The organism is Micromonospora sp. RTP1Z1 (assembly GCF_033804685.1).
Taxonomy (GTDB): Bacteria; Actinomycetota; Actinomycetes; order Mycobacteriales; family Micromonosporaceae; genus Micromonospora.
In genome coordinates, this window is record NZ_JAPFQV010000052.1 from 1 (window position 1) to 26,867 (window position 26,867).

26 protein-coding genes and 2 pseudogenes are annotated in these 26,867 nt (G+C 70.3%); 16 read left to right on the forward strand and 12 right to left on the reverse strand.

Going from position 1 to position 26,867, the window contains the following annotated elements:
• A partial coding sequence (locus SLP03_RS22945) for an ATP-binding protein (protein WP_319462694.1) occupies positions 1-2,269 on the reverse strand: 2,269 nt, incomplete at its 3' end.
• A 208-nt stretch (positions 2,270-2,477) separates the two neighbouring features.
• Here SLP03_RS22945 and SLP03_RS22950 point away from each other — a divergent pair.
• The 6 genes from SLP03_RS22950 (at position 2,478) to SLP03_RS22975 (ending at position 5,660) form a co-directional block, all read left to right on the forward strand.
• Complete coding sequence (locus tag SLP03_RS22950; protein ID WP_319462695.1) at positions 2,478-2,708, forward strand: SUKH-3 domain-containing protein; 231 nt, start codon at positions 2,478-2,480, stop codon at positions 2,706-2,708.
• Positions 2,709-2,777: 69 nt separating this feature from the next.
• Positions 2,778-3,116, forward strand: coding sequence for a metalloregulator ArsR/SmtB family transcription factor (locus tag SLP03_RS22955; RefSeq protein ID WP_319462696.1), 339 nt, complete (start codon positions 2,778-2,780; stop codon positions 3,114-3,116).
• Entirely contained in the window at positions 3,113-3,568 is a 456-nt protein-coding gene (locus SLP03_RS22960; RefSeq protein ID WP_319462697.1) for an SRPBCC domain-containing protein, read from the forward strand. The genes SLP03_RS22955 and SLP03_RS22960 overlap by 4 nt, the downstream gene beginning before the upstream one ends.
• On the forward strand, positions 3,565-4,137 hold the full coding sequence (locus SLP03_RS22965) for a dihydrofolate reductase family protein (RefSeq protein ID WP_319462698.1): 573 nt from the start codon (positions 3,565-3,567) through the stop codon (positions 4,135-4,137). Before SLP03_RS22960 ends, SLP03_RS22965 begins: the two co-directional genes overlap by 4 nt.
• Positions 4,138-4,227: 90 nt before the next feature.
• The gene (locus SLP03_RS22970; RefSeq protein WP_319462699.1) at positions 4,228-5,031 is read left to right on the forward strand and encodes an SDR family oxidoreductase; all 804 of its coding nucleotides are present in this window, start codon (positions 4,228-4,230) and stop codon (positions 5,029-5,031) included.
• Positions 5,032-5,339: 308 nt separating this feature from the next.
• Positions 5,340-5,660, forward strand: coding sequence for a GYD domain-containing protein (locus SLP03_RS22975; RefSeq protein WP_319462700.1), 321 nt, complete (start codon positions 5,340-5,342; stop codon positions 5,658-5,660).
• Between the two features lie 244 nt (positions 5,661-5,904).
• On the opposite strand, the gene SLP03_RS22980 is transcribed toward SLP03_RS22975, so the two are convergent.
• Entirely contained in the window at positions 5,905-6,996 is a 1,092-nt protein-coding gene (locus SLP03_RS22980; RefSeq protein WP_319462701.1) for a hypothetical protein, read from the reverse strand.
• Positions 6,997-7,188: 192 nt separating this feature from the next.
• Between SLP03_RS22980 and SLP03_RS22985 the strand changes: the two genes are divergently transcribed.
• From SLP03_RS22985 to tnpB, 3 genes are all read left to right on the forward strand, one after another.
• Positions 7,189-7,695 carry a hypothetical protein gene (locus SLP03_RS22985; protein WP_319462702.1) on the forward strand — a complete coding sequence of 169 codons (507 nt, stop codon included), beginning with the start codon at positions 7,189-7,191 and terminating at the stop codon, positions 7,693-7,695.
• Between the two features lie 237 nt (positions 7,696-7,932).
• Positions 7,933-8,508, forward strand: a complete 576-nt coding sequence (locus SLP03_RS22990) for an IS607 family transposase (protein WP_319462703.1) — start codon at positions 7,933-7,935, stop codon at positions 8,506-8,508.
• The gene (tnpB, locus tag SLP03_RS22995; protein WP_319462704.1) at positions 8,505-9,878 is read left to right on the forward strand and encodes an IS607 family element RNA-guided endonuclease TnpB; all 1,374 of its coding nucleotides are present in this window, start codon (positions 8,505-8,507) and stop codon (positions 9,876-9,878) included. Before SLP03_RS22990 ends, tnpB begins: the two co-directional genes overlap by 4 nt.
• 33 nt (positions 9,879-9,911) lie before the next feature.
• Here tnpB and SLP03_RS23000 read toward each other — a convergent pair whose 3' ends face one another.
• Positions 9,912-11,057 carry an RNA polymerase sigma factor gene (locus SLP03_RS23000; RefSeq protein ID WP_319462705.1) on the reverse strand — a complete coding sequence of 382 codons (1,146 nt, stop codon included), beginning with the start codon at positions 11,055-11,057 and terminating at the stop codon, positions 9,912-9,914.
• 188 nt (positions 11,058-11,245) lie between these two features.
• On the opposite strand from SLP03_RS23000, the gene SLP03_RS23005 reads away from it, so the two are divergent.
• A complete protein-coding gene (locus tag SLP03_RS23005; protein ID WP_319462706.1) occupies positions 11,246-12,067 on the forward strand; it encodes an IS5 family transposase in 822 nt (273 codons plus the stop codon).
• 28 nt (positions 12,068-12,095) lie between these two features.
• On the opposite strand, the gene SLP03_RS23010 is transcribed toward SLP03_RS23005, so the two are convergent.
• Positions 12,096-12,503, reverse strand: coding sequence for a YciI family protein (locus SLP03_RS23010; RefSeq protein WP_319462707.1), 408 nt, complete (start codon positions 12,501-12,503; stop codon positions 12,096-12,098).
• 107 nt (positions 12,504-12,610) lie between these two features.
• On the opposite strand from SLP03_RS23010, the gene SLP03_RS23015 reads away from it, so the two are divergent.
• On the forward strand, positions 12,611-13,120 hold the full coding sequence (locus tag SLP03_RS23015; protein ID WP_319462708.1) for a C40 family peptidase: 510 nt from the start codon (positions 12,611-12,613) through the stop codon (positions 13,118-13,120).
• A gap of 14 nt (positions 13,121-13,134) precedes the next feature.
• Here the strand turns inward: SLP03_RS23015 and SLP03_RS23020 are convergent, their stop codons facing one another.
• Positions 13,135-14,457 carry an AAA domain-containing protein gene (locus SLP03_RS23020; protein ID WP_319462709.1) on the reverse strand — a complete coding sequence of 441 codons (1,323 nt, stop codon included), beginning with the start codon at positions 14,455-14,457 and terminating at the stop codon, positions 13,135-13,137.
• A 95-nt stretch (positions 14,458-14,552) separates the two neighbouring features.
• Here SLP03_RS23020 and SLP03_RS23025 point away from each other — a divergent pair, with 95 nt between their 5' ends.
• Positions 14,553-14,975 (forward strand): DUF5709 domain-containing protein, encoded by a 423-nt coding sequence (locus tag SLP03_RS23025; protein WP_319462710.1) that lies wholly within the window; start codon positions 14,553-14,555, stop codon positions 14,973-14,975.
• A gap of 134 nt (positions 14,976-15,109) precedes the next feature.
• Here SLP03_RS23025 and SLP03_RS23030 read toward each other — a convergent pair whose 3' ends face one another.
• Positions 15,110-16,711: a DHA2 family efflux MFS transporter permease subunit gene (locus SLP03_RS23030; RefSeq protein ID WP_319462711.1), complete on the reverse strand. Its 1,602-nt coding sequence runs from the start codon at positions 16,709-16,711 to the stop codon at positions 15,110-15,112.
• Positions 16,712-17,459: 748 nt separating this feature from the next.
• On the opposite strand from SLP03_RS23030, the gene SLP03_RS23035 reads away from it, so the two are divergent.
• Positions 17,460-18,647 (forward strand): hypothetical protein, encoded by a 1,188-nt coding sequence (locus tag SLP03_RS23035; RefSeq protein WP_319462712.1) that lies wholly within the window; start codon positions 17,460-17,462, stop codon positions 18,645-18,647.
• 179 nt (positions 18,648-18,826) lie between these two features.
• On the opposite strand, the gene SLP03_RS23040 is transcribed toward SLP03_RS23035, so the two are convergent.
• The 3 genes and pseudogenes from SLP03_RS23040 to SLP03_RS23050 form a co-directional block, all read right to left on the reverse strand.
• Positions 18,827-19,450 (reverse strand): hypothetical protein, encoded by a 624-nt coding sequence (locus SLP03_RS23040; RefSeq protein ID WP_319462713.1) that lies wholly within the window; start codon positions 19,448-19,450, stop codon positions 18,827-18,829.
• A 110-nt stretch (positions 19,451-19,560) separates the two neighbouring features.
• Entirely contained in the window at positions 19,561-19,734 is a 174-nt protein-coding gene (locus SLP03_RS23045; RefSeq protein ID WP_319462714.1) for a hypothetical protein, read from the reverse strand.
• Between the two features lie 156 nt (positions 19,735-19,890).
• Positions 19,891-20,788 (reverse strand): annotated as a pseudogene (locus tag SLP03_RS23050) (IS982 family transposase).
• Between the two features lie 116 nt (positions 20,789-20,904).
• Here SLP03_RS23050 and SLP03_RS31705 point away from each other — a divergent pair.
• Positions 20,905-21,024: pseudogene (locus SLP03_RS31705) on the forward strand (IS5/IS1182 family transposase); the annotation flags it as partial.
• A 61-nt stretch (positions 21,025-21,085) separates the two neighbouring features.
• On the opposite strand, the gene SLP03_RS23060 reads toward SLP03_RS31705, so the two are convergent.
• The 3 genes from SLP03_RS23060 to SLP03_RS23070 form a co-directional block, all read right to left on the reverse strand.
• Positions 21,086-21,469 carry a GIY-YIG nuclease family protein gene (locus tag SLP03_RS23060; RefSeq protein ID WP_319462715.1) on the reverse strand — a complete coding sequence of 128 codons (384 nt, stop codon included), beginning with the start codon at positions 21,467-21,469 and terminating at the stop codon, positions 21,086-21,088.
• Between the two features lie 249 nt (positions 21,470-21,718).
• Entirely contained in the window at positions 21,719-22,405 is a 687-nt protein-coding gene (locus SLP03_RS23065; RefSeq protein ID WP_319462716.1) for a hypothetical protein, read from the reverse strand.
• Positions 22,392-23,063, reverse strand: a complete 672-nt coding sequence (locus SLP03_RS23070) for a DUF6308 family protein (RefSeq protein ID WP_319462717.1) — start codon at positions 23,061-23,063, stop codon at positions 22,392-22,394. The genes SLP03_RS23065 and SLP03_RS23070 overlap by 14 nt, the downstream gene beginning before the upstream one ends.
• A gap of 281 nt (positions 23,064-23,344) precedes the next feature.
• On the opposite strand from SLP03_RS23070, the gene SLP03_RS23075 reads away from it, so the two are divergent.
• Complete coding sequence (locus SLP03_RS23075) at positions 23,345-24,070, forward strand: DUF429 domain-containing protein (RefSeq protein ID WP_319462718.1); 726 nt, start codon at positions 23,345-23,347, stop codon at positions 24,068-24,070.
• Positions 24,071-24,491: 421 nt separating this feature from the next.
• The gene (locus SLP03_RS23080; protein ID WP_319462719.1) at positions 24,492-26,795 is read left to right on the forward strand and encodes a HelD family protein; all 2,304 of its coding nucleotides are present in this window, start codon (positions 24,492-24,494) and stop codon (positions 26,793-26,795) included.
• Positions 26,796-26,867: the final 72 nt, after the last annotated feature.

The following is a 26,867-nucleotide window of genomic DNA, read 5'->3' on the forward strand; positions in this document are numbered from 1 at the left end:
GCAGCAGCGCCTCCCGCGCCTGCGCGCAGCGCTGCGGATCAAGGGTGGCGGCGGCGACCTGCGCCCGCAGCCGCAGCCACAGCGGCGACACCGGCCGGGGGTACCGCGTGCCCGCCGCCTCGATGCCGGCGGTCAGGCGTACGGCAGCCTCGTCGTCGCCGCGCTCGGCGGCGGTGATCGCCTGGACCAGCTCGAAGTAGTGGTGATCGGTCGGGTCCAGCCCGGCGAGCAGCGTGTCGATCTCGTCGAACCGGCCCTGCAGCAGCAGCAAGGACCAGCGCAGGTGGTGGCCCATGAAGGCGTGGTCGGAGTGCTCCCACTCGCCGAACCCGGCCAGCTCGCCGAACAGCTCGTCGGCCTTGGCGAAGTCGCCCCGGAAGGCGGCGATGATGCCGCCGTCGATGGTGCCCGCCATCCGGTTCCGGGCGACGTCGCCTTCCCGGCCGGCCGTCACGAACGCGGTGAGCTCCTGGTGGTAGCGCGGGTCGCCGAGTTCCAGCAGCGCGACCCAGCGCAGCGAGGTTGCCCACAGCTCGGTCTCCCGGTCGCCGGTCCGGCGGGCCACGTCGCGGATCTCGGCGGTGAGCGCCGCCCGGTCGGCAGCTGTGCCCAGCCCCCAGGTGGTGTCGTGCCGGGCCCAGAGGCTGAAGGTGAGGGCCTCGTCGTCCTGCCCGCGGCGGGCGAGCGTCTCGGTGGCGGTGATCAGGTCGGCCACCACGGTGGTCACCGGCACGGCGTCGTCGGGCTCGCCGATGAGCCGCCGGTGCGCCTCCCGCAACAGCACCTCCGAGTCCGTCGAGTGACCTGAGGGGGCCCAGAGGTGCCGGTGGACGGTGAGCGCGACGCGGGCCAGCAGCGCCGGGTCGTCGAGCCTGAACGCCAGCTCCGCCGCTTCGGTGAGGAGTCGTCCAGCCTCCTCCCGGCCACCCCGGTGCGACAGCAGTTGGGCCAGCTCGACCATGGTCTTGACCCGCTGCGCCGGGTCCTCGTCGACCTCCAGCGCCCGCCGGAAGTGGACCGCCGACTCCTCCATGGCCAGCCGCCCACCGGCGTCCCGCGCGGCGGCGACCAGCAACTCGGCGGCCCGGGACGGGTCGAGGTCGGTGCCGGCGAGCCAGGCGTGGCGGGCCAGGTCGGCGGGGATCAGCCGCTCGGCGAGCGCCGCCGAGCGGTCGACGGCCCGGACGACCAAGGCGTGTCGGGCCCGCCGGCCGTCGTCGGGCAGCCCGTCGTAGAGGGTCTCGCGGACCAGATCGTGGGCGAAGGCGAACCGGCCGCCGCCGCGGGCCACAACGAGCCGGGCGATCACCGCGCGATCCAGGAGCCGGTCGACCTGCGCGGCCGGGGCGGGTACGCAGGCGGCGAGGACCTGGCGGTGGAAGTCGCGGCCCAGCACGGCGGCGACGGTGAGCGCCTCGACCACCGGGGCGGGCAGTTGGGCGAGGCGCCGGCGTACGGCTTCCCGGACCCCGGGGGCGATCGTGGTGACCAGGCCGTCGGCGCGCCACAGCCGGGCGGTCTGCTCGACGAAGAACGGGTTGCCGCCGGTACGCCGGTGCACCTCGTCGAGGAGGCCCGGATCGGGCTTCCGTCCGGCCGTGCGGGTCATCAACGCGCCCACCTCGTCGCGGGACAGGCCGGTGAGGGTGACGGTGGTCGCCTTCGCCGTCAGTGGCATCAGCAGCGGGCGCAGCCGGTGGTCGCCCGACTCGACCTCCGCGTCCCGGTAGGTGCCGATCAGCAGCAGCCGCTCGAACCAGGTGTGCTGGGCGGCGAACTGCAGCAGCCGCATCGAGGCGGGGTCGGCCCAGTGCAGGTCGTCGAGGACGACCACGACCGGCCGCCGCTGGGCGACCGCGACCAGCGCGGTGGTCACCGCGTCGTAGAGCGCGAACGCCTCCTGGTCGCCGTCGCCCTCGTCGCTCGTGCCGCCGGTCGCCTCGCCGAGCAGGGCCCCGAGACCAGGCTCGGCGACCTCCCGCGCGAGCGCCCAGTCGTCAGGCGAGCGGCGCAGGGCGCGCAGCACCTGCACCCAGGGCCAGTAGCCGGGCGCGCTGTCGGAATCCCAGCAGGCGGCGCCGAGCACCAGCGCGCCCCGCTGCCGGGCCTCCCCGGCCACGGCCGTGACGAGCGTCGTCTTGCCGATGCCGGCCTCGCCGGTGACGAGCACCAGGCCGCCGTGGCTCGCGGTCGCGCGGTCCACCTCGGCGCGCAGCAGGCCCGCGGGATGCTCCCGCCCGATGATGGTCTCGCCGAACCGCGGCTGCATGGCCCACCGACCGTAACGGAACGGGCCGACATGATGAGGGCAGCGGCCGCCTGGCCGGTCACGAGGTGCGGGTCGGGCGGGCGGCGGTCCGCCGGCGACCCGTGGGCGCATGACCGGTGCGCGGCGACGAGCGCGACCTGCCGGCGCGGGCGGCACAGGAGCTCAAGGCGGCGGGCTGGTCGTCGCGCCGCCGGGCGGACGTGTCCGGGTGGGAGAGCGCGCCGGCCTGGGGCAGAAGACGTGGTTCGACAGTCTCGGCGGGTCGACGGCCGGCCAGCTCTATCCGGTCGGGGAAGAGTACGACGGGCACGCCAGCCTGGCGATCGACGCGGCCGGCACCGTCCACATGCTGTTCAACGACCAGATCAAACGGATTGGCCCCGGCGCGACCGGCCTGGCCCGGCTGCTGGAGGGCGAGGAGGCCCCGGACGGGTCGTGAGCCGCCCCGCTCCACTAAAACTCAACCAATCGGTTTACTAACGGCCCGAGGCCGGCTATTGTCAACCTCATGGTTGAGGATCCGGTGGGGATGGACGCGGTGTTCCACGCCCTCGCGCACGGGGCGCGGCGCACGATGCTGCGCCGGCTCGCCGAACGGGAGCTGACCGTCGGCGAGCTGGCCGAACCCCTGGATATGTCCCTGGCCGCGGCGTCCAAGCACCTGCGGGTGCTCGAACGCGCCGGCCTGGTCCGACGCACCATCACCGGCCGCCGGCACGTCTGCGCCCTGGAACCGGCCCCGCTCGCCACCGCCTCCGCCTGGCTGGACTTCTACCGGCGCCACTGGGCCGACCGCCTCGACGCCCTGGAGGCGCTCCTCACCGACGACGAAGGGACCGACCGATGAGCACCGCCGTACGGCTGCACCGCGACCTGCCCGCCCCACCCGAAAAGGTCTACCGGGCCTGGCTCGACCCCGACCTGCTGCGCCGCTGGCTCGCCCCCGGCGGGCTGGAGGTGGCCCGCGCCGAGGTCGAGCCCCGAATCGGCGGCCGGTACCGGATCTGGCACACCGACGCCGGCGCCGACGTCGGCGGCTTCGACTGCGAGCTGGTCGATTTGGAGCAGGACCGGCGCATCGTCTGGCGCTGGGGTTTCGTCGGTCCGCAGCGCGCCGCCGGCCCGACCTTCGACTCGCTGCTGACCGTCACCCTCGACGGGAAACCGGACGGCGGGACGGCGCTCACCCTCGTACACGAACGGTTGGATGACCTGGCGGCGGCGATGCCGCAGGTGGCCGACGGCGTCGCGCCCGGCTGGACGTCGGTGCTGGACAAGCTCGCGGAGGTGGCGGCGTGAAGCTCGTGGTGGTCGAGTGGATGAGCCTGGACGGGGTGGTGCAGGCACCCGGCGCGCCCGACGAGGACCTCAGCGGCGGCTTCGCGCACGGCGGCTGGCACCTGCGCTGGTTCGACGACACCTCCCGACAGTGGGTGGTCGACGGGTTGAACGACGCCTCGGCCTTCCTCTTCGGACGGTTGACGTATGAGAGGTTCGCCGCGCACTGGCCGCACGTCACCGGGCCCGAGAAGGTCGTCGCCGACCCGCTGAACAACAAGCCGAAGTACGTGGTGTCGTCGACGCTGTCGTCGCCCGCCTGGGCGCACACGTCAGTGCTGCCCGACGTGCCCGCGGTGGCCGGGCTCAAGGAGTCGGGTGACGGCGAACTGCACGTGATCGGCAGCGCCCGGCTGGCCGCGTCCCTGCTGGCGCACGACCTGGTGGACGAGCTGCGGCTGATGGTCGACCCGGTGCTGCTCGGCGGCGGGAAGCGGATCTGGCCGGAGGACGGGCGGCTGGCGGAGCTCGGGCTGGTTGCCAGCCGGCCGACCAGCACGGGGGCACTGCTGCTCACGTACGCCCGCTGAGCGATCGGCCGGACCGGGACGCCTCGGCGGTGGCAGAGTCGAGGGGTGGGCAGCGGGCCGGCTCCGCTGCCCCGGCGAAGGTGAGGAGCGATGCCGCCACCCATCCTGGTCACCGGCGGGACGGGCACCCTCGGCCGGCACGTCGTGGCACGACTGCACGACGCCGGGCGTGACGTGCGCGTGCTGACCCGACACGCCCGCCCCGGCGAGAGCGGAATCGAGTTCATCAGCGGTGATCTGCTCAGCGGTCGGGGCGTCGACGCTGCGGTGGCCGGCGTTGAGACCATCGTGCACTGCGCGAGCAGTTTCAAGGGCGACCCCGAAGCGGCCCGCAATCTCGTCCGGGCCGCGCTGCGGGCGGGGCGACCACATCTGGTCTACATCTCGATCGTCGGCGTCGACCGCATCCCGATGGCCAGCCCGATCGGCCGCACCATGTTCGGCTACCTCGCGTCGAAGCTGGCGACGGAGCGGGTGGTGGCCGAGTCCGGCCTGCCGTGGACGACCCTGCGGTCGACTCAGTTCCATGACCTGATCCTGATGGTGGCCCGGAAGCTCGCGCGGCTGCCGGTGGTGCCGGCGCCCGCCGGCTTCCGGTTCCACCCGGTCGACGCCGACGACGTGGCGGCCCGGCTCGTCGAGATCACCCTGCGGACCCCGGCCGGCCGGGTGCCGGACATCGGCGGCCCGCGGGTGTACGGCGCGGCCGACCTGCTCCGCGGCTACCTCGGGGCCGCTCGGCGACGCCGGCCCGTCGTGCCGGTGCCGGTGCCGGGCAAGGGCGCCCGTGCGTTCCACGCCGGCGCGAACCTGGCACCCGACCACGCCGTGAGCGGGCGTACCTGGGAGGAGTTCCTCGCCGACCAGGTCGGGGATGCGCCGGCCGGCGGATGACTAGCCACCCGCGTACCGGGTACGCGCGGGCCATGGGTAGCCACAAGCCAAACAAGCACGATCCCGGCGGCGAATCGACACGGGGCCGGCGGCATCCGGGCAGCGGCCCCCGGGGCCGGCAGGGCTCGGAGGTGGAGCACTCGCCGGACCGCCGGCACCTGCGCGCGGCGACCGGGACCTCGGGCACCGAGCGCGACCACGGCCGGGCGAGAGTCGAGGGCAGCGAACGGGTCCAACGCCAGGGTGGGGCCTGAGCAGCACGGCCCCGATCCTGGTGGCCAGCCGGCACATTGGGAGGTGATGTGGAGGTGCCGAGATTCCTGTTGACGTCGAACTACTCCGTAAGCGGGCTCCAAGGGCTGATCAGTGACGGTGGCACCAAGCGCGCCGAGGTCGTCCGACACACGATCGAGGCTCACGGCGGGCGGATGGAGTCCATGCACTTCTCATTCGCTCAGCACGACACCTATGTGTTGTGTGAACTGCCGGACCACAAGACCGCGGCCGCACTGGCCATCACGTTCCGGGCGGCGGCCGGCGTGGACACCCGAGTCACGCCGGTGCTGACCGCCGAGGAGATCGACCAGGCGACTCGGCAGAAGGCCGAGTACGAGCCTCCGGGCAGGTAACCAACCGCCCGCGCCACGATGATGCGGGCGTGCCGGTGGCGGGAGTGAACACGCAGAGCCGCCCCGACTGGTGATGCCTGCTCCCGTCTGATCCCGCCCGCTGCCGGCGCCATGCACGGCCAATGGAACAACGCCTTGGACGCCGTCCACACGCGGCGATGGTCGTCGTGTGCGCCGGTTCAGGCGTACGCCAGGGCGTGCCTGCGGGGTCGTCGGTGCGCTCGGCCAGCGCGCGCAACTCCGCTCAAGCGGTGGCGGGGTTGCGTGCGCACCAGGCATAGGGGGTAAGTGGGGCGGCAGTGCCGTCCTTCTCGATCGCGCCGAGCCTGGCCAGTTGGTCGAGCAGGCGGTCGGTGTCGTTGTCGGCGAGCTGGCGCCAGCCCCGCTCCTGCTCGTCGCTGCCGGGGCCGAACGCCAGTCCGTCGCATGCCGCCTGGTAGGCGAGCTGCCGCAACTCGCCGGTTCCGACCGGTTCCGGGGCGATGAGCAGCGCCATGGGCACGGCGAACACGGCCTCGTCGAACCGCCACCGCAGCACCGACTCGGCCCACCCGGCGCCGCAAACCGCCTCGCCGAGTTCGAACAATCCGGTGAACGCCCGCGGGGACAGCGCCAGCGGGTCCGCCAGCACCTTCGCCGCGCTCTGGACCGGCACCAGCCGCCCCTTCACCACCCGTACCACGCGGGCTGCCCGGGCCCACGCGACCAGCACTTTGAGCTGATACAGCTCGTCGCTGCTGCGGGTCTTGAAGACCCGATCGCCGATCACCGGGTCGAGGACGTCGCCAGTTTCCAGCAGCGCGACCAGTTCCCGCGCGTCGGCCAGCCGCAGCCGGCCAGTCGTGGTGAGGGTCTTCCCGTCACCGAGCCACCGCACCAGCTCCCGCAGCCGGCGTACGACAAGCGACTCGGCGGCCAGCCCGCGGAGCGTGTCGCCGTCCGGCACAGCCATCAGCGGCAGCGGCGGGTGCTGGTCGGGATCCTCGCCGAGCAGGTGGTTGGTCATCACCTGGTTCAGCAGCCCCTTGTCGACGGCGACCCGTCCGGCGTGCAGGTCGGCGATGAACTGCTCGGCGGCGGCCTGATCGGTGGGGTCGATGCCCTCGTTCAGCATCCGCATCGCCCAGAACTTCGCGATGCCGTAGCGGCTCTGGTCGGCCATCGCGTCGGCGAACGGCTGGGCGAGCTTGTCCAGAGCGGCGTGCAACAGTTGCTGGTCGGCGCAGAGCCGGTCGGCGAGGTCCTGGTCGAAGAGGAAGTCGACGAACGCGCGTACGGCCGGTGTGACGGCGGCCCACTGCTCCGGCACCAACGGGACCGGGTTGATCCGGGACATGACCTACCGCGAGGTACGCAGGCTGGACGCGGCGTACCACTTCGTGCCGGGCCAGAACGCCGTGCCCGGGGTGCCGCCGGAGTCGTACCCGTTGCGGGGCATCCGGACCCACGACCGGAAGCCACCACGGGCTACCAGGCCAACGACTTCTCCATCCCGTCGCTGCACCAGGTGCTCACCACGTTCCGAGACGTGCCGATCAGCATCGAGATCAAGGGCACCAACGACGCCGACACCGAGTCCTTCCTGCACAACGCGCGGTTGCTCGCCGAGCTGCTGAAGCAGACCCACCGGACCAAGAACATGATCGTGACCTCGTTCAACGATCTCGCGGTAGCGGAGTTCCACCGGCTGGCGCCGGAGGTTGCGCTGGCGCCCGGCATGGCGGGGCTGACCAACTACTTCCTCGCCGGCGTGCCGCCGATCGACGGCACGGTCGCCCTCCAGGTGCCGGTGCAGTTCCAGGGCATCCCGATCGCCACCCCGGCCTTCATCGCCCGCGCCCACGCCGACGGGTACGCAGTCCATGTCTGGTTCAGCGGCACCGCGCCGGAGGACGAGCCCACCTACAACAAGCTCATCGACGCATGTGCGGACGGGCTGATGTCATCGTGGCCGACCTTCATGGAGCGGATCCTCAACGAGCGTGGCATCGCCCGCCCCGGCACCCCTGGCATCGACCGCTGCGCCACCCGTTGACCACCCCACCAGGCAGGAACCTCGCTACTCGAGCGTGACGGCGGGTGAGGTTGCGGCCGGCTCCACCGTAGGGGCCGGCCGCACCCGTTGTTGACCACGGGGCGTGGCCGCTACCTCATCTGCAGGTGTAGCGGATTTCTCCGGCAGGGCTAACCGGACGTCGTGTCGGCGGGGGTGACGACAGCTCACTCTTTCGTGCATGACCGTGCATCTGTGAGCAACTGTCATCATGGGGCCGTGAAGCTTGCCGAGTGGGCGCGCCGCAACGGGGTGCACCCGCAGACCGCGTACCGGTGGTTCCGTGAGGGAACCATGCCGGTGCCCGCTCGGCGGCTCCCGTCCGGCACGATCCTGGTGGACGTTGCCGACACCGCCCCGCAGGACCAGGTTGTCGTGTACGCCCGGGTCTGCTCGGCGGACCAGAAGGCCGACCTGGACCGGCAGGTCGCGCGGGTGACCGCCTGGGCCACCGCCCAGCATCTGAGCGTGTCCCGGGTGGTGACCGAGGTAGGGTCGGCGCTGAACGGGCGTCGCGAGAAGTTCCTGGCCCTGCTCCGCGATCCGGCCGTGGTGACGGTCGTGGTCGAGCACCGGGACCGGTTCGCCCGGTTCGGCGTCGAGTACGTCGAGGCGGCACTGACCGCGCAGGGCCGCCGGCTGCTGGTGGTGGACCCGGCCGAGGTCGACGACGATCTCGTGCGGGACGTCACGGAGATCCTGGCCTCGCTGTGCGCGCGGCTGTACGGCCGCCGGGCCGCCGCGAACCGGGCCAACCGAGCCGTCGCCGCGGCAACCACCGAGGACGACTCGTGATCGTCAACCAGGCGTACCGGTTCGCGCTGGACCCGAACGCTACCCAGATGGCCGCGCTGGCATCGCACGCCGGGGCCAGCCGCAAGGCGTTCAACTGGGCGCTCGGGTTGGTCAAGGCGCAGATGGACCAGCGCGCCGCGGAGAAGACCTACGGCCTTACCGGCGACCGGCTCACTCCTTGCGTGCCGTGGACGCTGCCGTCGCTGCGTAAGGCATGGAACGAGGCCAAGGGCGACGTAGCGCCGTGGTGGGCGGAGAACTCCAAAGAGGCGTACGCCGCCGGGATCCGCAACCTGGTCCGTGGCCTGGACGCTTGGCGCGACTCCAAGTCCGGCAAACGTAAAGGGCCGAAGGTCAACTTCCCGCGTTTCAAGAACAAGCGGTCGGAGACGAAGTCGTGCACGTTCACGACCGGCGTCATCCGGGTCGAGCCGGACCGCAAGCACGTCACTCTGCCGCGCCTGGGCACGATCAAGCTGCACGAGTCGGCCCGCAAGTTGGCCCGGCGTCTGGAAGCGGGCACCGCCCGGATCCTGTCCGCGACGGTGAAACTGGACGGCGGCCGGTGGTACGTGTCGTTTTCCTGCGAGGTCGACCGGCAGATCGCCGACCACGCCCGGTCGGATGCCGTGGTCGGCGTGGACGTCGGCATCAAGCACCTGGCCGTGTTGTCGACCGGCGACGTGATCGACAACCCGCGGCATCTGGCGGGCGGGGCCAAGCACCTGCGGCGGCTGTCACGGCGGGTGTCCCGCCGGGTCGGCCCGGACCGACGCACCGGCCAGGAGGCATCCAAGCGCTGGCAGAAGGCCAACGCGGACCGGTCCCGGGCATACGCCCGGGTGGCGAACCTGCGCCGCGACGGCCTACACAAGCTCACCTCCGCGCTGACCGCCGACTATGCCACGATCGTGGTGGAAGACCTGAACGTTGCCGGGATGGTCCGCAACCGCAAGCTAGCCATCTCCGACTGCGGGTTCGCCACGATCCGCGGTTTGGCGGGTTACAAGACAACGTGGAACGGTGGTCGGCTGGTCACCGCCGGACGCTGGTTCCCGTCGAGCAAGACCTGTTCGGACTGCGGCGTAGTGAAAGCCAAGCTGCCCCTGCGAGTCCGGACGTTCGAGTGTGACGCCTGCGGGATGGTCCTGGATCGGGACTTGAACGCGGCCAGGAATCTCGCGCGGCTGGTTGAGCGTGAGGCGGGTACCGGAGTGGCCGGAGACCCGGAGCCGCAAGGCTTCAACGGACGTGGAGCCGACCGTAGGACCCCGCTTGCGGGGCAGGTGGCCGTGAAGCGTCCACCCCGACTGGGGACCGTCGGCCGGCAACGGCCGACTGCCGATCGCGAACTCACGTTCGCTCACTGAAAGGCAACGGATTGCGGATCCCCCGATGACCCGTCAGCGGCACCGGCGGGCGTTGAGCCGGGCGGCCTGGCGCGTCAGGTGGTCGCGCTCGGCGAGGTTGGGGGCCTTTTGGGCCGCCTCGGCGTACAGCCGTGCCGCCGTGGCCAGGTCGCCGTCGCGTTCGTGGAGGTACGCCGCCACCGCCGTGTGGCGGGGCAGTGAGTCGTCCAGCGCCGCGAGCGCCGCCAGCCCGGCGCGCGGTCCGTCGGCCTCGCCGACAGCCACTGCGCGGTTGAGCCGGACGATCGGGCTGTCGGTCATGCGCGCGAGCTCGTCGTACCACTCGACGATCTGCACCCAGTCAGTCTCCTCGGCGGTGGGCGCGTCAGCGTGGAGTGCCGCGATGGCGGCCTGGGCCTGGAACTCGCCCAGCCGGTCGCGGGCGAGGGCCGCCTGCAGGATCTCGACGCCCTCGGCGATCGACGTGGTGTCCCACCGGCTGCGGTCCTGCTCGGCGAGCGGCACCAGGCTGCCGTCGGGCGCGGTCCGGGTGGCGCGCCGGGCGTGGTGGAGCAGCATGAGGGCGAGCAGCCCCGCCACCTCGGGGTGGTCGATCGCGGCCGCGAGCTGCCGGGTGAGCCGGATGGCCTCGGCGGCGAGGTCGACGTCGCCGGAGTAGCCCTCGTTGAAGACCAGGTAGAGGACGCGCAGCACGGTGGCGACGTCGCCGGGCTGGTCGAACCGCACTCCGGAGACGGTGCGCTTGGCCCGGCTGATGCGCTGCGCCATGGTCGCCTCGGGCACCAGGTAGGCCTGGGCGATCTGGCGGGTGGTCAGCCCGCCGACGGCGCGCAGCGTGAGCGCGACCGCGGACGACGGCGTCAGCGACGGGTGGGCGCACAGGAAGTAGAGCTGGAGCGTGTCGTCCACCGCGGGCGCGGGCCCGGGCGCCGGCTCCTCGTCGACGAGGTCCTCACGCCGGCGGCGGGCGGCGTCCGCCCGGGTCGCGTCGAGGAACCGGCGCCAGGCCACGGTGACCAGCCAGCCCTTCGGGTCCCGCGGCGGGTCGGCCGGCCAGACGCGGACCGCCTCGACCAGCGCGTCCTGCACGGCGTCCTCGGCCGCCGCGAAGTCGGCTCCGCGGCGGACGAGGATCCCGAGCACGCTCGGTGTGAGGCTCCGGAGCAGGGCCTCGTTCATCTGAGTGAGCGTCCGGGAACTCGGTAGGGCGCGTGGTCACAAGGCGATGAAGCACGGCGTGTAGGGGATCGACGTGAAGCGAGCTCCTGGTAGATCGGCGGTTGTCTAGGCCAACCGTTCACCAGGAGCTCGCTGTGTCATTGTCACCTGCGTGTGTCTGCTCGTCGTGCCCAGCCCATCCGGCAGGCGTGTCAGCGCCGCCGACCTGCGGCTTCTACCCGTCCTCCTCGCTGACCGACGCCCAGTGGGCGATCATCGAGCCGTTGCTGCCCGCGCCGGGCAACACCGGCGGGCGGGGCGGGCGGCCGGAGAAACATCCCCGCCGCCTCGTCCTGGACGCGATCTTCTACCTGGTGCGGGGCGGGATCGCGTGGCGGCAACTACCGGTCGGGTTCCCGCCACCGACCACCGTCTACGACCGGTTCCGCACCTGGGCCAAGGCCGGCGTGTGGCAGGCCATCCATGACGCGCTACGCGACCTGGTCCGCGTGTATGAGGGCCGCGACCCGCAACCGACCGCCGCGATCATCGACTCCCAGTCGGTACGCGGCGCGGACACCGTGCCCCGAGCCAGCCGAGGATACGACGCCGGCAAGAAGATCAACGGAACGAAACGACACCTCGCCGTGGACACCGGCGGCCTGCTGCTGGCCGTGATCGTCACGATGGCCGGACTGCAAGACCGCGACGCCGCCCACCGACTACTAGCCGGACTCCGCGAACGCTTCACCACCATCACCCTGGTCTGGGCCGATGCCGGATACGCCGGACGACTGCTCGTCTGGGCCCGCAACGTCCTGCACCTGACTGTCCAGATCGTCAAACGCACCGAGCCGGGCTTCGTCGTCCTGCCCCGCCGGTGGGTAGTCGAGAGAACGTTCGCCTGGATCAGCAAGCATCGCCGCTGCGTACGCGACTACGAGACCAAGCCCGACCACCACGAGGCCATGATCTACATCGCCATGATCATGACAATGTCACGCCGACTCGCCCGCACCGGCAACTGGTGACCGAAGTTCCCGGACGCTCACTGAGAGGTCACTCCGTGATGGTGGGCGGCGCGCCCAGGAACGGGCGCACCTCGAGCCACTCGTGGATCGGCTTCCCGCCGGCCCCAGGGGCGGCCGACAGGTCCCCTGCCAGCTCGATGGCGCGCTCGTAGCTGTCGACGTCGATCACCATCCAGCCGGCGATGAGGTCCTTGGTCTCGGCGAATGGGCCGTCGGTGACCGGCGAACGCCCCTCACCGTCGTACCGGACGAACGTCCCCTCGGGGGCGAGCGCCTGACCGTCGACGAACTCGCCGGTCCCCTCGAGCCGGGCCGCGAAGTCGTGCATGTACTGCATGTGCGCGGAGATCTCCTCCGGCGTCCACTGGTCCATGGGCACGTCGTTGACCGACGCCGGAGCGCCGCGGTAGTGCTTGAGCAGCAAGTACTTGGCCATCGTGATTCTCCTCGGTGCTGGTGCGACCCATTTTGGTCACGTTCACCGTGGGGACGGAGCCAGTCACCAGTTCTCGACATCGCCGTCCGAATTTTTGGCTCTCGTAGATGAGCCTGGGTGAGCCGTCTCGTGGTGTCCGGGTCCACGGCGTGGCGCGAGGGCGAGACGGAACGAGGCCTTCCAAGATCAACAGCGACCAAGCAACTTCACCAACTACAGGATCCGGATCCTGCTCGGGAAGCGGCGGCAGCGCGGCGAAAACCGCGTGCAATCAGATCGGCGAGCCGTACGTGTGGGCGGCCAACGGTCCGGACTCGTTCGACTGCTCCGGCCTGACCCAGTACGCGTGGGCGTCCGCCGGGGTGCAGCTGGACCATTACACAGGTTCTCAATGGACCGCAGGTGTGGCGGTGAGCAGAGCAAACCTTCGCACGGGTGACCTCGTCTTCTTCTACTCCGATCACCATCACATGGGTATCTACGTCGGCAATGGACTGATTGTCCACGTGCCGCATACCGGGGACGTGGTCCGAATGGCCCAGCTGGCGAACATGCCGTACAGCGGTGCTCGCCGCCCCGGGCTGACCGTCCGGTCCCGAGCCACCGGACACCGCTGACGCTTCTGCCGTAGTCAGGTGACGGTGTGCGCGGCGAGGTGGCTGAGCATCGTCTGGTTGGCCGTCCAGCCGTCCGGGAACTTGACCGGCACGTCCAGGTGCACCCGCTCGGTCGACGGGTGCGCGTCGAGCAGCTCGGCGATCCCCGCCCGCGCCACGACGATGCAGGCGTGCCGGTGCCGCGATGCGAGCACGCAGAGCCGCCCCGACTCCAGGTGGAAGGCGGTCGCGTCCCGCCGCCCCGACAGCGGGTGCAGCACGATCGTCACGTCGTACTCCCGGCCCTGGAGCCGGTTGGCGGTGTCGACGGTGATGCCCGCTCCGGCCTCGCCGAGGTGGGCGCGGATGGCCGCGACCTGGTCGCGGTGCGCGGCCCCGACGGCGATCCGGTCCGCCGTGACCGGCACGCCGTCGGGCGCCTGCTCGGAGACCGCGACCGCGCCGCGCCGCAGCACCCGCAGCGCCAGCTCCGCGCAGGCCGCCGCGGCCTCAACATCGGTACGCACTGTGTGCCGGGCCGGCAGCTCGTACAGCGCCCACCCCGACGCGGCCGCGACGTCCACCGCCGCGTCGTACCCGTCCCCCGGCCCGGCCTCGGTCAACGACAGCGCCCGATCGGCCCACTCCGTGCCGGACCGGAAGCCGGTGAACGGGTAGAACGCCGCCGCCACCACCGGCGCCGCCGTGGCCGGCAGCCGCCACGACACCGGCAACCGGTGTACGGGCAGCTCGGGGTTGTGTCGCAGCAGGGTGGCCACCGCGGCCTGCATCGGATCCCAGGTCAGGCCCGTCCAGCGCGCGGTTTCGACCGTGGAGAACGGATCGAGCTGCCCGGGATCGCCGACGAACAGCGCCCGCTCGAACCTGGCGGCCACGCGCAGCAGGGCGTCCGACCGCATCTGGTACGCCTCGTCGACGATCGCCCACGGCCAGCAGCCCTCGGTGATGGTGGCCCACTTAGCGGCCGTACCGATGATGACGGCCGGACCACCGAGGTCGGTGACCTTCGCGGCCACCCGGACGGTGTCGTGGTCCTTGACCCGGTCGGAGGGCCGGTAGTCGGCGGCGGACAGTCGACCGATGCGCAGCTCGGGGGCCTTGCGGGCGAGGCGGTCGATGAGGTCGTCGACCTGCTCGTTGGTCTGCGCGATGATGATCAGCGGCTCGCCGGCGGCGGCCAGCTCGACGGCGGCGCGGACCACGAGGGTCGACTTGCCGGCACCCGGCGGAGAGTCGACCACCACGCCCCGGTGCGCGCCGGAGCGCAGGTCGGCCAGCACTGCCGTGATCACCCGCTCCGCTTCGACCGCGGGCGGCACCGCCAGCCCAGTAAGCATCGACTACCACCTCCTGACAGGGTCTCCGGGACCCTACCGGCAATCCTCCGGCCACCTCACGCCCGCTCTTGTTCCCGGACGGAACCCGTCGAGGAGTGGAACGTGGCCGAGGACGACGGTGTCCTGACGCCTCGGACACCCTGGACGACCGGGTCGGCGATCCCCTCGACACCGGAATCGTCGCCGGAGAACGCTGGACGGGTGCGAACCGGTTCGGCATGACGCCCGCGGAGGAGCGGGCGGGCGAGTCCCTGGAGCAGCTGTTGGCCCAGGAAGAGTCGGACATCGACCCGTACGCCGAGGCCGCCGACGACGAGGACGAGCTGACCCGGCGTGGGTACGAGCGCGAAACGCGCGCGGGACGCCTGGTCGCCTACGACGAGGGCCTCGGCGAGGACGAGGACGCCGACTCCGTGGCGTGGGATGCCGGGATCGACGGGGGCGCGGCCAGCGCGGAGGAGGCCGCGATGCACCTGGTCGACGACCCCAACGGCCCGGGCGACGGCCCGTTGCGGTGAGTCGGACCAGCTCAGCACTGCGCGGCGCTTAGTAGCGGGAGCTGGCCTGTCTCGGCCGGGCGCAGGCACCCGACCCCGGTCAGGATGAGGGGAGCGGGACCGCCGGGACGTACCCGACGGCCCCGAAAGTCGGCTCAGTGGATGAGGACGGGCGTCTTCCCCTGCTCCCCCTGCTGGTCGTCGAGCAGGTGCGACCGCTCACGCCGGCGGGGCAGGAACGCGGCCGGGATGAATGTGACCAGCACCAGCGCGAACGCCACCCAGAACGTCGTGGCGAAGGAGCTGGCGGCGAAGTCGAGCCCGCGCTCGATGAGCGACGGGTCGACCGGGAACTGCTGGGTCAGTTCCGGCCGCTGCTGGGCGGCGATGGCCAGCCCGGCCTCGGTGATCGGCTTGCCGCTCGGATCGGTCACACCGGGGATCGGCTGGGAGCCGTTCAGCTCGTTGGTGAGGATCACCGACATCACCGCGGCGCCGACGGAGCCGCCGATCTGCTGGAGGATGTTCACCAGCGTGGAGCCGCGGGCCACCTCGGGGCCGGTGAGGCTCTTCAGCGCCGAGGTCATGATCGGCATCATCGTGCCGCCCATGCCCAGGCCCATCACGAACAGCGAGCCGCAAAGCAGCACGTACGAGGTGTTCGGGTCGACCTGGGTGAAGGTGAAGAACCCGGCGACGATCAGCACCAGCGCGAACGGCACCGTGCGGCCGACCGGCACCTTGTCGGCCAGCATGCCGGCGATCGGCATGGTGAGCATCGCGCCGATGCCCTGTGGCGCCATCAGCAGGCCGGCGGCCAGCGTCGACTCGCCGCGCACCTGCAGGAAGTAGCTCGGGAACAGCAGGCCGGCGCCCATGAACGCGATGATGAAGACGAACATGGTCACCGCAGCGATGGTCAGACTGCGGTTGCGGAACAGCCGCAGGTCGAGCAGCGGGTGCTGCGGCTTGAAGGAGTAGAGGACGAACGCCACCACCAGCGCGGCGCCGATCAGCATGGTGACCCACACCTCGGGGTCGGCGAACGTGCCGGCCTCGGGCAGCGAGGAGACGCCGTAGAGGAACAGGGCGAGCCCCGGCGAAAGCATCAGCATGCCGAGGAAGTCGAACGACTCCGACGGCTGGGGGTTGTCTTTCGGCAGGGCCAGCTGCGCGTAGATCAGCGCGATGACGCCGATCGGCAGGTTGATCAGGAAGATCCAGTGCCAGCTCGCCACGTCGATCAGCCAGCCGCCGAGGATCGGGCCGCCGATCGGGCCGAGCAGCATCGGGATGCCGAGCACGGCCATCAACCGGCCGATCCGGTGCGGCCCCGCCGCCCGGGTCATGATCGTCATGCCGATCGGCATGAGCATGCCGCCGCCGAGGCCCTGCAGCACGCGGTAGCCGATCAACTGTCCGATGGTGTCGGCGGTGGCGCACAGACCGGACCCGATTGTGAACAGCGCCAGGGCGATCATGTAGAGGCGTTTGGTGCCGAACCGGTCGGCGGCCCACCCGCTGAGCGGGATGACCGTGGCCAGCGCGAGCGTGTAGCCGGTCATTGTCCACGCGACGCGGGCGTAGGACACATCGAACTCGCTCTGGAACGTCGGCAGCGCGACGCTGACCACCGTCACGTCGAGGATCGACATGATCGCACCTAGCACGACGACGCCGGCCACCTTGAGAACCGCGGCGTCGAGCTTGTCCGATGTCGGGACAGGCTGCGGTGCCGCGACAGCTTGCTGTGTCACGAAGTCTCCTGAAGTCGGATCTGACCGAACGGGTGAGCGGTGGTGGCGGCGCGGCGCCGGCCGATGGGCAGGCGCGACGTGCGGAGGGGTGACGCTCGCAGGCAGATTAGCCGCCGCCGCCGACACTCCGCCCTTGGATTAGCTCCCAGCGCCTCGACTTGTGAGGACGATTACGGCCGGCCCGGTGGCGAGCATGACGACAACGGCAAGCCTTTCCTCGAGCAGGCCTTCATTCGCAACCACGGCCGGGGACGGGAGTTGCTCTCGGCCCTCACCCTCTACAGCCGCAGCGGCGGGGTGTTCGAACGTCTGGACGGGCGGCGCATGCCTCCCTCCTCCCAAGGAAAGCTGCACCGCCTCGGTGACGCGGTCCGGCAGACCGTGGGACTCAGCGCGGGCGCCAAGGACGCGAAGGTCACCCGGAACCGGTCGATCACCCTCGTACGCCGGCTCTCCGATGCGGCGACCGGGACGCGGAACCGCACCCGGGCCCTGGAGGTGTTCGCGGCCGCGCTGGAGATGGACGCCGCCACCGGGCACACGGTCCACCGGAAGCTGACCGACGCGATCCGCGGCGCCTGGCCCAACTACCAGGGGACGGCTCGGTCACCGACCGCCCGCTCGAAGACGCCAAGATCGTTCTCGTGCACCGGTACGGCGACGCCGCCCGGCAGCTCAGGGACCAACCCCGGAGGCCACCGGGCCTCGGGGGCAGCAGCCCGAGCCGCAGTACCGGCAGCTGTTCCAGATGATGGCCGACGAGACCTCGTACCTGCCCCGGCTAAGCGCGGCCCGCGAGATCGCCAGCGGCGGCAACGCGGCCGTCCGCGCGCTGCGCGACCTGCTCGACGAGCCGCCCGAGGCGGCCGACACCACGGGCCGGGAGCGCCTGGAGGAGCTGCGGACCTGGATCGCACCGTCGCTGTTCCTCTTCACCGAGGGCGAGCACGCTCGCGACGAACCAGACTGGCGGGAGGTGGCCCGGGAGACCCTGCGGCGGTGGGTGCACCGCCTGGCCACCGACGCCTCGGACGGGGCCCGCGTCTACGAGCTCACGCTCGCGCAGGGGTTCCGGCTGGCGGCCAACTGCCGCGCGTACCCGGCGCACCGCAGCATCCTGATCGAGGAAGCCGAGAAGGCGCTGCGGTACTCCCGCTTCTGGTACTCGCGCCTGATGCTCATCCAGGCGCTCACCCTGCTGGCCCTACCCCGGGACCCCGGCGAGACGTTGCGCGAGCAGGGTCACGGCTCGGACCCGCGCGGGCTGGTCGCCTTCTGGACCTCGATCGTCGGGGGCGGTCACCGCGCCCCGCAGCCCGGCAGCGGTACCGCCCACCCGCTCGTCCTCCAGGTCGCGGACCTGTGCGTCGAGGCGCTCATCGACCGCCACCCGGAGCGGCACTGCTGGGCGGACGAGCGGGAGATCGTCGGGCGGGTGGGGGCGGTCAGCCCGCAGCCCGCCGTCCGCCGGCTCCAGGACTCCTGGCTGCCGCCGTCGCACGGCTGGGGCGTGCTGCAACCGCGGGCCCAACGGCTGCTGGCCGACGTGATGCTACTGCTCAACCTCGCCGACCGGGGACAGGACAACTCCGAGCGGGCGCGTCGGCTCAGCCGGGCCAGCCGGGCCGAGCTGCCCCCGTGCCTCACCATCGACCGCAGCGCCATGCGGGTCACCCTGAGCCGCCGCCAGGCCCACGACGTCCAACCGGGCTCCACCTGCATCGACGACTGCCCGTTCCGGCTGTGCCCGCTGCCGCCGAAGGGGGACGAGTTGCCGTACCAGATGGACGAGGCCTTCTGCGCCCACCAGATCGACCTGGTCGGGCACTGGTTCCGCGCGCCGGGGCGGGCGGACTGGCAGGCGGTCAACCGGGAGGATCTGCGGACGTTCTGGCGCGAGATGTCCGAACGGATGGCCCCCGCCTGGCGGAAGTGACGTTGTTCGCACCGCCGGCCCTGACCCACCCGCTGGCGGCGCCGACACGGCTAGGGCGGCCAATGCCCTGACCGTGTCGTCAGCCGCAGGTGAGCGCGATGGCAAACTCGTAGCGCCCCTCCACCGGCCCCTCGTGCACCTCGCGGTCGACCACCAGCATTCGCATGCCCGCCGCCTACTCAGTTGCACCTGTCGGGCGGACGTGGTTGGGCACCTGCCGGTTGAAGCGCGGTCTCACGGCCAGGATCAGCGTCGTGAGCAAGGGACGCCCGGTCGAGGACGTGATCAGCAAGCTGATAGTTGTGTCCTCGCCACTGCATCGTCCGGCTGGCGAGCAGCGGCATGGCGAGATCACGCGCAGCAGCGGCGAAACGCTCGTCCTCAAAGGCCGGAATCATCTCGTCGTGCCAGCCCCAGATCCTGATCTGGTCAGCGGTGGCGTCCCGGTAGTCCGATTCGTCGGCGTCAAGGCCGGGAAACGCCTCGTCCAGGGCTTCGACTGCCTTCCAGTGCTGTTCCAGGACTGACCTCCGGACGATCACGAACGCCGCCACGGACCCGTCGGCGTCGTCATCCGGGTTCTCGTGAAGGACAAAGGTCTCCATCGTCTTGATGCTGATCGCCGACAACCTGCCGGGAGTCGTGCTGGGCAGGCAGGAGAGCGCCCAGTGCTCTCGTTCGGTAGTGGCCGCTTCGGGAATAGCAACCTCGAGGTAGGCGCGATTAGCTGCGACGACGGCGTCGAAGTACCGACTGCGTAGCAGCCGGTCGAACCGCTCCTGCTTGCCGAGGTCGGCGCGCATCGCTGCCTCATCCGTCAGCGACGATCGGACGTCTCCCAACCTGTTCCTCCCTGGGACATCGAGTCGGTCGATGGGAACCTATCGCCCAACCGCAACCCGCCGCTGCCCACTCACTCCGTGCCGTTCGCGAGGACGCCATGAAGCAGGTCGAAGTTGCTGACGAAACGTACGACCGCCTGGTCTTCGCCGCCAAGGTGTTCGGAGTACCGGTCGCCGAGGTCGTCGATCGCCTCATGAACGCAGGACGAGCCACAGCCGAGATCGAGGCTCGGCGAGCCCGCCACTGCGCCCGCCCTGGATGCTGATCCACGGCCATGGTGGACGATGGTGGCGGTGCAGGTGATAACCGCGGCCCGCCCGGAGCGGATCCCCCCGTTCACAGGGTTGCAGCCAGCCCAGTTGTGCCGGCTGGTCCGCCTCGATGACTGATTCCCAGGTGATCAGTGGTCGTAGGCGATCAGGGACCGTTTGACCGGTGCGTCGATTAGCCAGTTGTGCCAGATCGCGGCCGCGAGGGCGAGGATGCGTTGCGCGACGCGGGCGAACACGGCGGTTGGTGTGCGTGCGCCGTGTTGTTCGAGGCTGAGCTGGCCTTTCATGGTGTCGAAGATCGACTCGATGCGTTGCCGCAGACCGGCGAGGTTGCCATGCCGGCGGGCCTCGTCACGGCGGTCCGGGCGCACGAATGTGATGCCCAGGTTCCGGGCGTGACGTTCGAAGTCCTTCCCGGCGAAGCCCTTGTCACCGATCAGCAGGACACCGCTGTCGAGCAGGGCGTGGTCGTGGGCATGTTCGAGCAATTCGGCGGCGACGTCACGCTCGCCGAGTTTGGGGTCGGCCAGACACCACATGGTCGGCATCCCGTCCGCGGTAGTGATCAGGTAGAGCTTCAGTCCCCAGTACCAGCGGGAGTGCGAGGCGCAGTAGCCGTAGCCGGCCCATCCGGCCAGCGCGGAACGCTTCACGGTCTCGCGGGACGTGCCGAAATGGCACCGGGGTGGCGTCGATGAGGCGCAGGTCGTCGGCGGTCGAGGGAACCTGGGCGGCGAGCATACGGGCCGCGGCGAGCAGCAACGGCGCGGCAGCGGTCAGGCGTTTGTGGTAGCCGGGCTGGTGGGGCAGATAGGGGAACAGGTGCCCGAGCCGGGTACGGCAGAACCTGAGCCAGTGGTGCTGGGACGGGTAGCCCAGCAGGACCTGGGCCACGGCCAGGCAGACCAGCTCTGAATCAGACAGGCGCTTCGGCCGGCCAGGCCGGCGGCGCGGCCGTAGCGGGATGACGTGATCGTCGAGGAACACGTACAGTGCGGTCAGAAGGGTATCGAGGTCTGTCTTCACAAACTGACCATCGATACCCTTCACCCTTTCCTGAGCAACCCGCCACGCCGCGCCACCAACGATTTGGAATCACTCATCTAGTCGCCGAACGCGGCGGTGATGGCACCGCGGAAGGCCGACCGGGCCGGCAGTTGGCCCTCTACCTGCCCGACCGAGTGCTGCAGGTGGCGGCGTGCTGGCGTACCAACCTGACGATGCGGCAAATCGGCCGGCTGTTCGGGGTCTCGCACTCCGCCGACTCCCCTGCTCGCTGAGAAGCCCTTTCAAGCGAGCGGCACCGACAGAGGCCGTCTCGTTTCAGCGGCGTGGCTGGGGTATGCGCCGGTTGAAGCAGGGCACCAGCGCCAGGACCAGTGCGTCCTTCGTGCCTTCTGGGTTGTCCGTCTCACACCAGCTCACCGTGCATCGGCCCAGCCACTCGGCGATCTCCGCCGCCGAGGCGGCAGGCTCACTGCTGTCCAGCAGCTGGCCGACCTGGTCGTGCAGCACCGAGGAGCCCCGGTTGCCGGTCAGGTGCTGCCGGAGCCGCCGCCGCAGGTTGCCCGTCGACCCAACGTAGAGGACCACGTCGCCGTCGAGCAGGACGTGCACGCCGGCGGCGGCCGGGGCGGCCGCCGCCGTGTCGGGGGTGAACGGCTGGGGATCGGAGAAGCCGGCCAGGAGGGCTGTCGGGGAGGTCACGGCGGCAGACTAACGGTGATACTCGCCTTGGCGATCATGCGGTCAGGTGAGGCCGACGCGCAGGGCCCGTCGTGGCGGTCGCTGCGCCGGCAGCGGCCGGCGCCGTCGAGCTTGGCATCGCACCAGATTCGGGCACGCCGCCGAGCCCGTGCCAGTAGACGGAACTCGGCAGGCGGGCGAGCTTCCTGCCCGCGGGTCTGGTCGTCGTCGACTTCCAGCCACAAGATCGTTGACAGCCCAGGGTGGAGGTCATCGGTCCGACCAGCGATGGACGTCGCCGGCTTCCGCCACGAGGAAGGCGTCGATGCGCAGCGCTGCGAGACTCCGCCGGGTCTCCGCGAGGAGATTGCGATAGCGGCCGAAATCCGGAAAGGCCATCGCGACGGTGTCGCGGGGATTCGCATCGCGCAGTCGTACCGCCTTGAGCAGCGCATGCGCGTACCAGTGGCCCGCTTGGGTGCTGGCCTGCGTCGGCTTGGTTTCGGCCGACCGGCGATGGTCGGCGTACGACTTCGACGGGTATCCCTTGACCTCGACGTGCAACCGCAGGCTGCCGTGGCGGGCTTCGATGTCGGTGCCCTGCTGCCTGCTGGCGGTGTTCATCACCTGAGTGAGCGACCACCCCTGCTGCGTCAACCAGCTGCACAGACGCGCCTGGACGTTGCCCTCCCAGAACCACTCCCGGGCGGCGTCAGACGGGTAACTGGCGGGAGCCGGTCCCGCGTCGGGTACGACGGTGTCGGCCGGTCCGGTGATGATCCTGTTCACGATCACTCCGGGGGTGGCGTCGCGAACCAACCATCCTTGTTCGGCCAGCACACGGCACCGCTGATTGATCTGCTGGTGCAGCTTCCCGGTGAGCCGGGCCAGCTCGGCGTCGGTCAGTCCGCTCGGGTTCTGCCGCAGCAGTCCGACGATGTCCTCAGCGATGGTCATGTCGCTGGCCCTCCAGGCACCCAACCCGGCTGTGGTGCCAGATGACGATGTCGGCGATCCGGAGGACCGACAGCTGCCGATCGTCGGGCGTCCTGATCCCGTTACCCAACACGCCCAGCCACTCCTGGTTGGCCTTGAGGTCGCTCAACAGGGCCGCGAAGAAGTCCACCGGTCGATTCTCCGCTGTCCCGTAGAAGTCTCGTAGCACGCTGTCGTAGAGCGGAACAAAGTGCGGACGCAGCCGGTGCAGGACCTTGCAGACGGTGACGGCCGTCCACCTACGTACGTCAGCCGTCAATTCGTTTGCCTTTCGTAGTAACTGGAATGCCTCGTCGTCGATCGAGTCGAGCTTGAGGAATGCCGGAGCAGACAGGTCTGAGTCGGCGGGAACCAGATCCAGGACCCGTTGCATCGCCTCACGCAGCTTCGTCGCAGGGCTCGGTCCGGGCTGAAACAGGGGGATGACCTCAGCGTGACTGAGCCGGAGGCTCAGCAGGTTCGCGGCCAAACAGTCCAGGGGCGTCAACTGGATCGGTGGCGTGTACCAGCGGTCGTAGCTGCCGAAGGCAAACCTGGCCGACGGGTCGGTGTAGGCAGCCAGGTGCTGCTCCGCGCAGGGCCGCAGGGAAGCAATCGTCGTCGCGATCCGATCTGTCACAACTGCGCTCCCCCGCTAGCTGGGACTTCCATGGACCGGCATACCTGGCCCGGCATCTCGTCGGATCATTCGGCTCGTGACCCGCTGACGGGACCGCCCGGAGCCACAGTTGAGGACGGTGACGCCCATCCGCGTCCATTGAGGAATTCTGACCCTCAATCAGGAGTCGCGGAAGACCCGAAAGGACCACGATCGCGCTCACCGGCGTCGCGCGGGTCCTCAAGGCAGGGTTCGCACCAGAGATCCATGCAGACCTCAGCCATGGCGCTGGCCTTTCGGCCGTGGCGACCGGCGATCTGGACGGCCTAAGGTCGGTCGGCATGACGAAGCTACGTGTGCTCGGGGTGGACGCGTGCAAGGACGGCTGGGTGGCCATCGAGCTGCACGACGGCGTCTTCTCGACCGCGCACATCGGGGCCAGCCTGCCGGCGCTACTCGCAGAGCACTCGGACATCGATGTGGTGGGTCTCGACATGCCGCTGGGTCTGGTCGAGACCGGATGGCGGCAGGCCGACATCGCAGCGGCTGGTGCTCTCGGCGCCGCACGCAGCACCGTGTTCCGCATACCGCCGCAATCGGTCTGGCTCGAGGAAGATCACGAGTCGGCGGTAAGGCGCTGCCGGGAGCTCACCGGCCAGGGCCTCAGCCGGCAGACGTGGGGGCTGCGCAACAAGTTGCTGGAGGCCAACGCATACCGGGAACACGGGCGGCCCCGACTGCATGAGATCCACCCGGAGGTGTCATTCCGTGCGATGGCACAGGGGCGGATTGTGTTTTCGTCCAAGAAGACCTGGCGGGGCCAGATGCAGCGCCGGGACCTGCTCCAAGAGGCCGGCATCGGGGTGCCGGCCGAGCTTGGCGAGGCGGGACGAGCCGGGCCGGACGATGTGCTCGACGCCGCTGCCGCCGCCTGGACCGCCCACCGCATCGCGACGGACCAAGCCACCAGCTACCCCGACCCTCCGGAGGAGTGCGCAGCCGGAGGCACCATCGCCATCTGGTGCTGATGATTGCGGGCGAGCAGCGATCCCCGATGAGGTACGGCGCCAGCTCGGCGTCCGCCGCGACGAGGCGCAACCAGCGGAGCGCCAGCCGCGTGCGCCAGCCGGGCCGAGCCAGTCGAACGTGAAGGCGGGCGACCAGCTCCGTCGCCCGGACGCTCATGAGTACGGATCATCGGCGGTCACCTGTTCGTCGATCCCGGGAAGGCCGCACCACGCCCCGTAGCAGCACCCGTTCCAAGTACGGGCTTGCGCCCCTGGTAGTCCGAAGGTTCAATCCGGGCAAGCGATTGGCCGAGCGACATCGGCTGTAACGCCCCATATCGTCAGGACACCTTGCAGTAGACGGGTCGATCAGCGGTGGTTAGTCGCGCCGTCGCAACGCCTGTCAGCACTGGGTGGAAGCAACGGCAACGGGGAGGCCGACATGGATGTGCTCTCGGAAGAGCTCCGTCGCGAGCAGAAGTACTTCGACGCGGCGTGGGATCACCGGGAGCGGATGCGGACCACCCTGAGCCTCGCCCCGGGAGCCGCGGCCAACAGCGGCGCCGCTACCCGCATCAAGCGGGACACCCAGGCTCGGCTCGATCGCATCGGTGGGTCGGACGAGCCCGTCGCGTTCGGCCGCATGGATGACGAGGGCGGCGAGCGCTTCTACATCGGCCACCATGCGATCTTCGACGACGACTCCGAGCTCCTCGTCATGAACTGGCAGGCGCCGGCGGCGGCCCGCTACTACGAGGCCAGTCACGCCGAACCCAGGAGTTTGCGCCTCAAGCGCACCTACGACTGCTCGTTGAACCGGATCGTCTCGTTCAGCGACACGGTCTTCGCTCAGCTCGCCGATGCGGTCGAGGAGCTGGAGGCGTACGAGGAGATCAGCGACGCGCTGCTAAGTGATCTGGAGAGCAACCGCACCGGCACGATGCAGGAGATCGTGCGGACGATCCAGGCCTCGCAGTTCGACCTCATCCGCGCCGATGCCGACCAGCTGACGATCATTCAGGGCGGCCCGGGAACCGGCAAGACGGCGATCGCCCTGCACCGGGTCTCCTGGCTGTTGTTCAACAGTCTCGGAAACCTGGCCGCCGACGACATCCTGATGGTGGGGCCCAGCCCGACCTTCACCCGCTATACCCGGCTGGTGCTGCCCAGCCTCGGCGACACCAGCGTCACCCAGGTCGACGTGCACCAGCTGCATCCGCCGGTGAAGCGGGGCCGCCAGGACGATCCGGCCGCCGTCAAGCTCAAGGGGGACGGCCGGATGGCCGGGCTGGTCCGGCGGGCGCTCTATGGCCGGGTGGGCCCGGCAGAGGGTCAGCAGTGGGTCGAGGTGCAGGTCGGGAATCGCACGTTGAACCTCACCGCCGAGGAGCTGAAGCCGCTGGTCGGCCGCGCTCGCGGGAGCGCCGGCACCTACTCGGAGCGGCGGCAGCTCTTCCGGGATCTGTTGACCCAGCTCGTCGGTTCCCGGGCACGGATGGATCGCAGCCGTCTGCGGGTCGCCCTCGATCCGGTGATGGACCGGCTCTGGCCGTCCTTCACTCCGGCGTCGTTCCTGCGTGAGCTCTACGGCTCTCGTGATCGGCTGATCGCCGCAGCCGGGGACGAGTTCACGGCGCGGGAGGTGTCCGTGCTGCACCGACGGCCGGCCGAACGGCTCTCGGACGAGACGTGGAGCGACTCCGACCTTGCCGTACTCGACGAACTCGACCATCTGATCAACGGCGTCAAGGCGGGTTACCTGCACATCGTGGTGGACGAGGCGCAGGACCTCTCTCCCATGCAACTCCGCGCGATCGCCCGCCGGTCCCGCAACGGCTCGATGACGGTAGTCGGGGACATCGCCCAGTCGACCGGGCACTGGGCGCGCGACGACTGGGAAGATCTGCTGGACCACCTGCCGGCTGACCTGCCACACGTGCTGGAAGAGCTGCACTACGGCTACCGGGTCCCCCGGCAGGTCTTCGACCTCGCGGCCAAGCTTCTGCCGATCGCCGCGCCCGACGTCAAAGCGCCTCAGGTCGTGCGGGACGGGCCGGCGGATCCGACCATCCACCGGGTGGAGGACGAGGATGAGCGGGCCTCGACGGCGGTCCGGGTGGCCATGGATCACGCCTCGCACGGTCGGTCCGTGGCCATCATCTGCCCCAAGTCGGGCCGGGCGGACATCGAACGGCAGCTCACCGTCAGGGACGTCGTCTGGCGGGCGGCCTCCGCCGGCGACCTGGGCCCGGGCGTGAACGTCGTCAGTCCGCAGGAGTCCAAGGGACTCGAGTTCGACGCGATCGTGGTCGTGGAACCGGACGACATCATCGCTGAGGATGATCGCGGTCACCGCCTGCTCTATGTCGCCCTCACCCGCACCACGAGATATCTCGACATCGTTTGCATCCGGGTCCCGGTGGAACTGAGCGACGGGCCCGCCGAGACTGGAGCAGAACCAGGCTCAGCGGTGGCCGTAGCAGAGGATCCGGTACGTGAATCCGCTGCCGCACCCGTTGAGATTGATGCTTCCCACAGCCGACTGTCGAACCAGCCTGTCCCCACTTTCTCCGAGCAGAAGACGTCCAACGGCACACAACCGTCATCGCGTCCGGCCTCGCGGCGCTTCGTCGATCTCGGGGCGGAAGAGGTCGTGGCGCTGCTCAAGGAGACAGTCGCACCGAGCCTCTGGCACGCCGTTCTGAACAGGGCCGGTGAGCTGCTTGATCAGGAGTCGGGACAATGATGCGCTGATCCGGCCACTAGGGAGCGGTCGGCCGCAGACCCGGGCGTCGACTCCTGGTCGCCTCACGCGCCT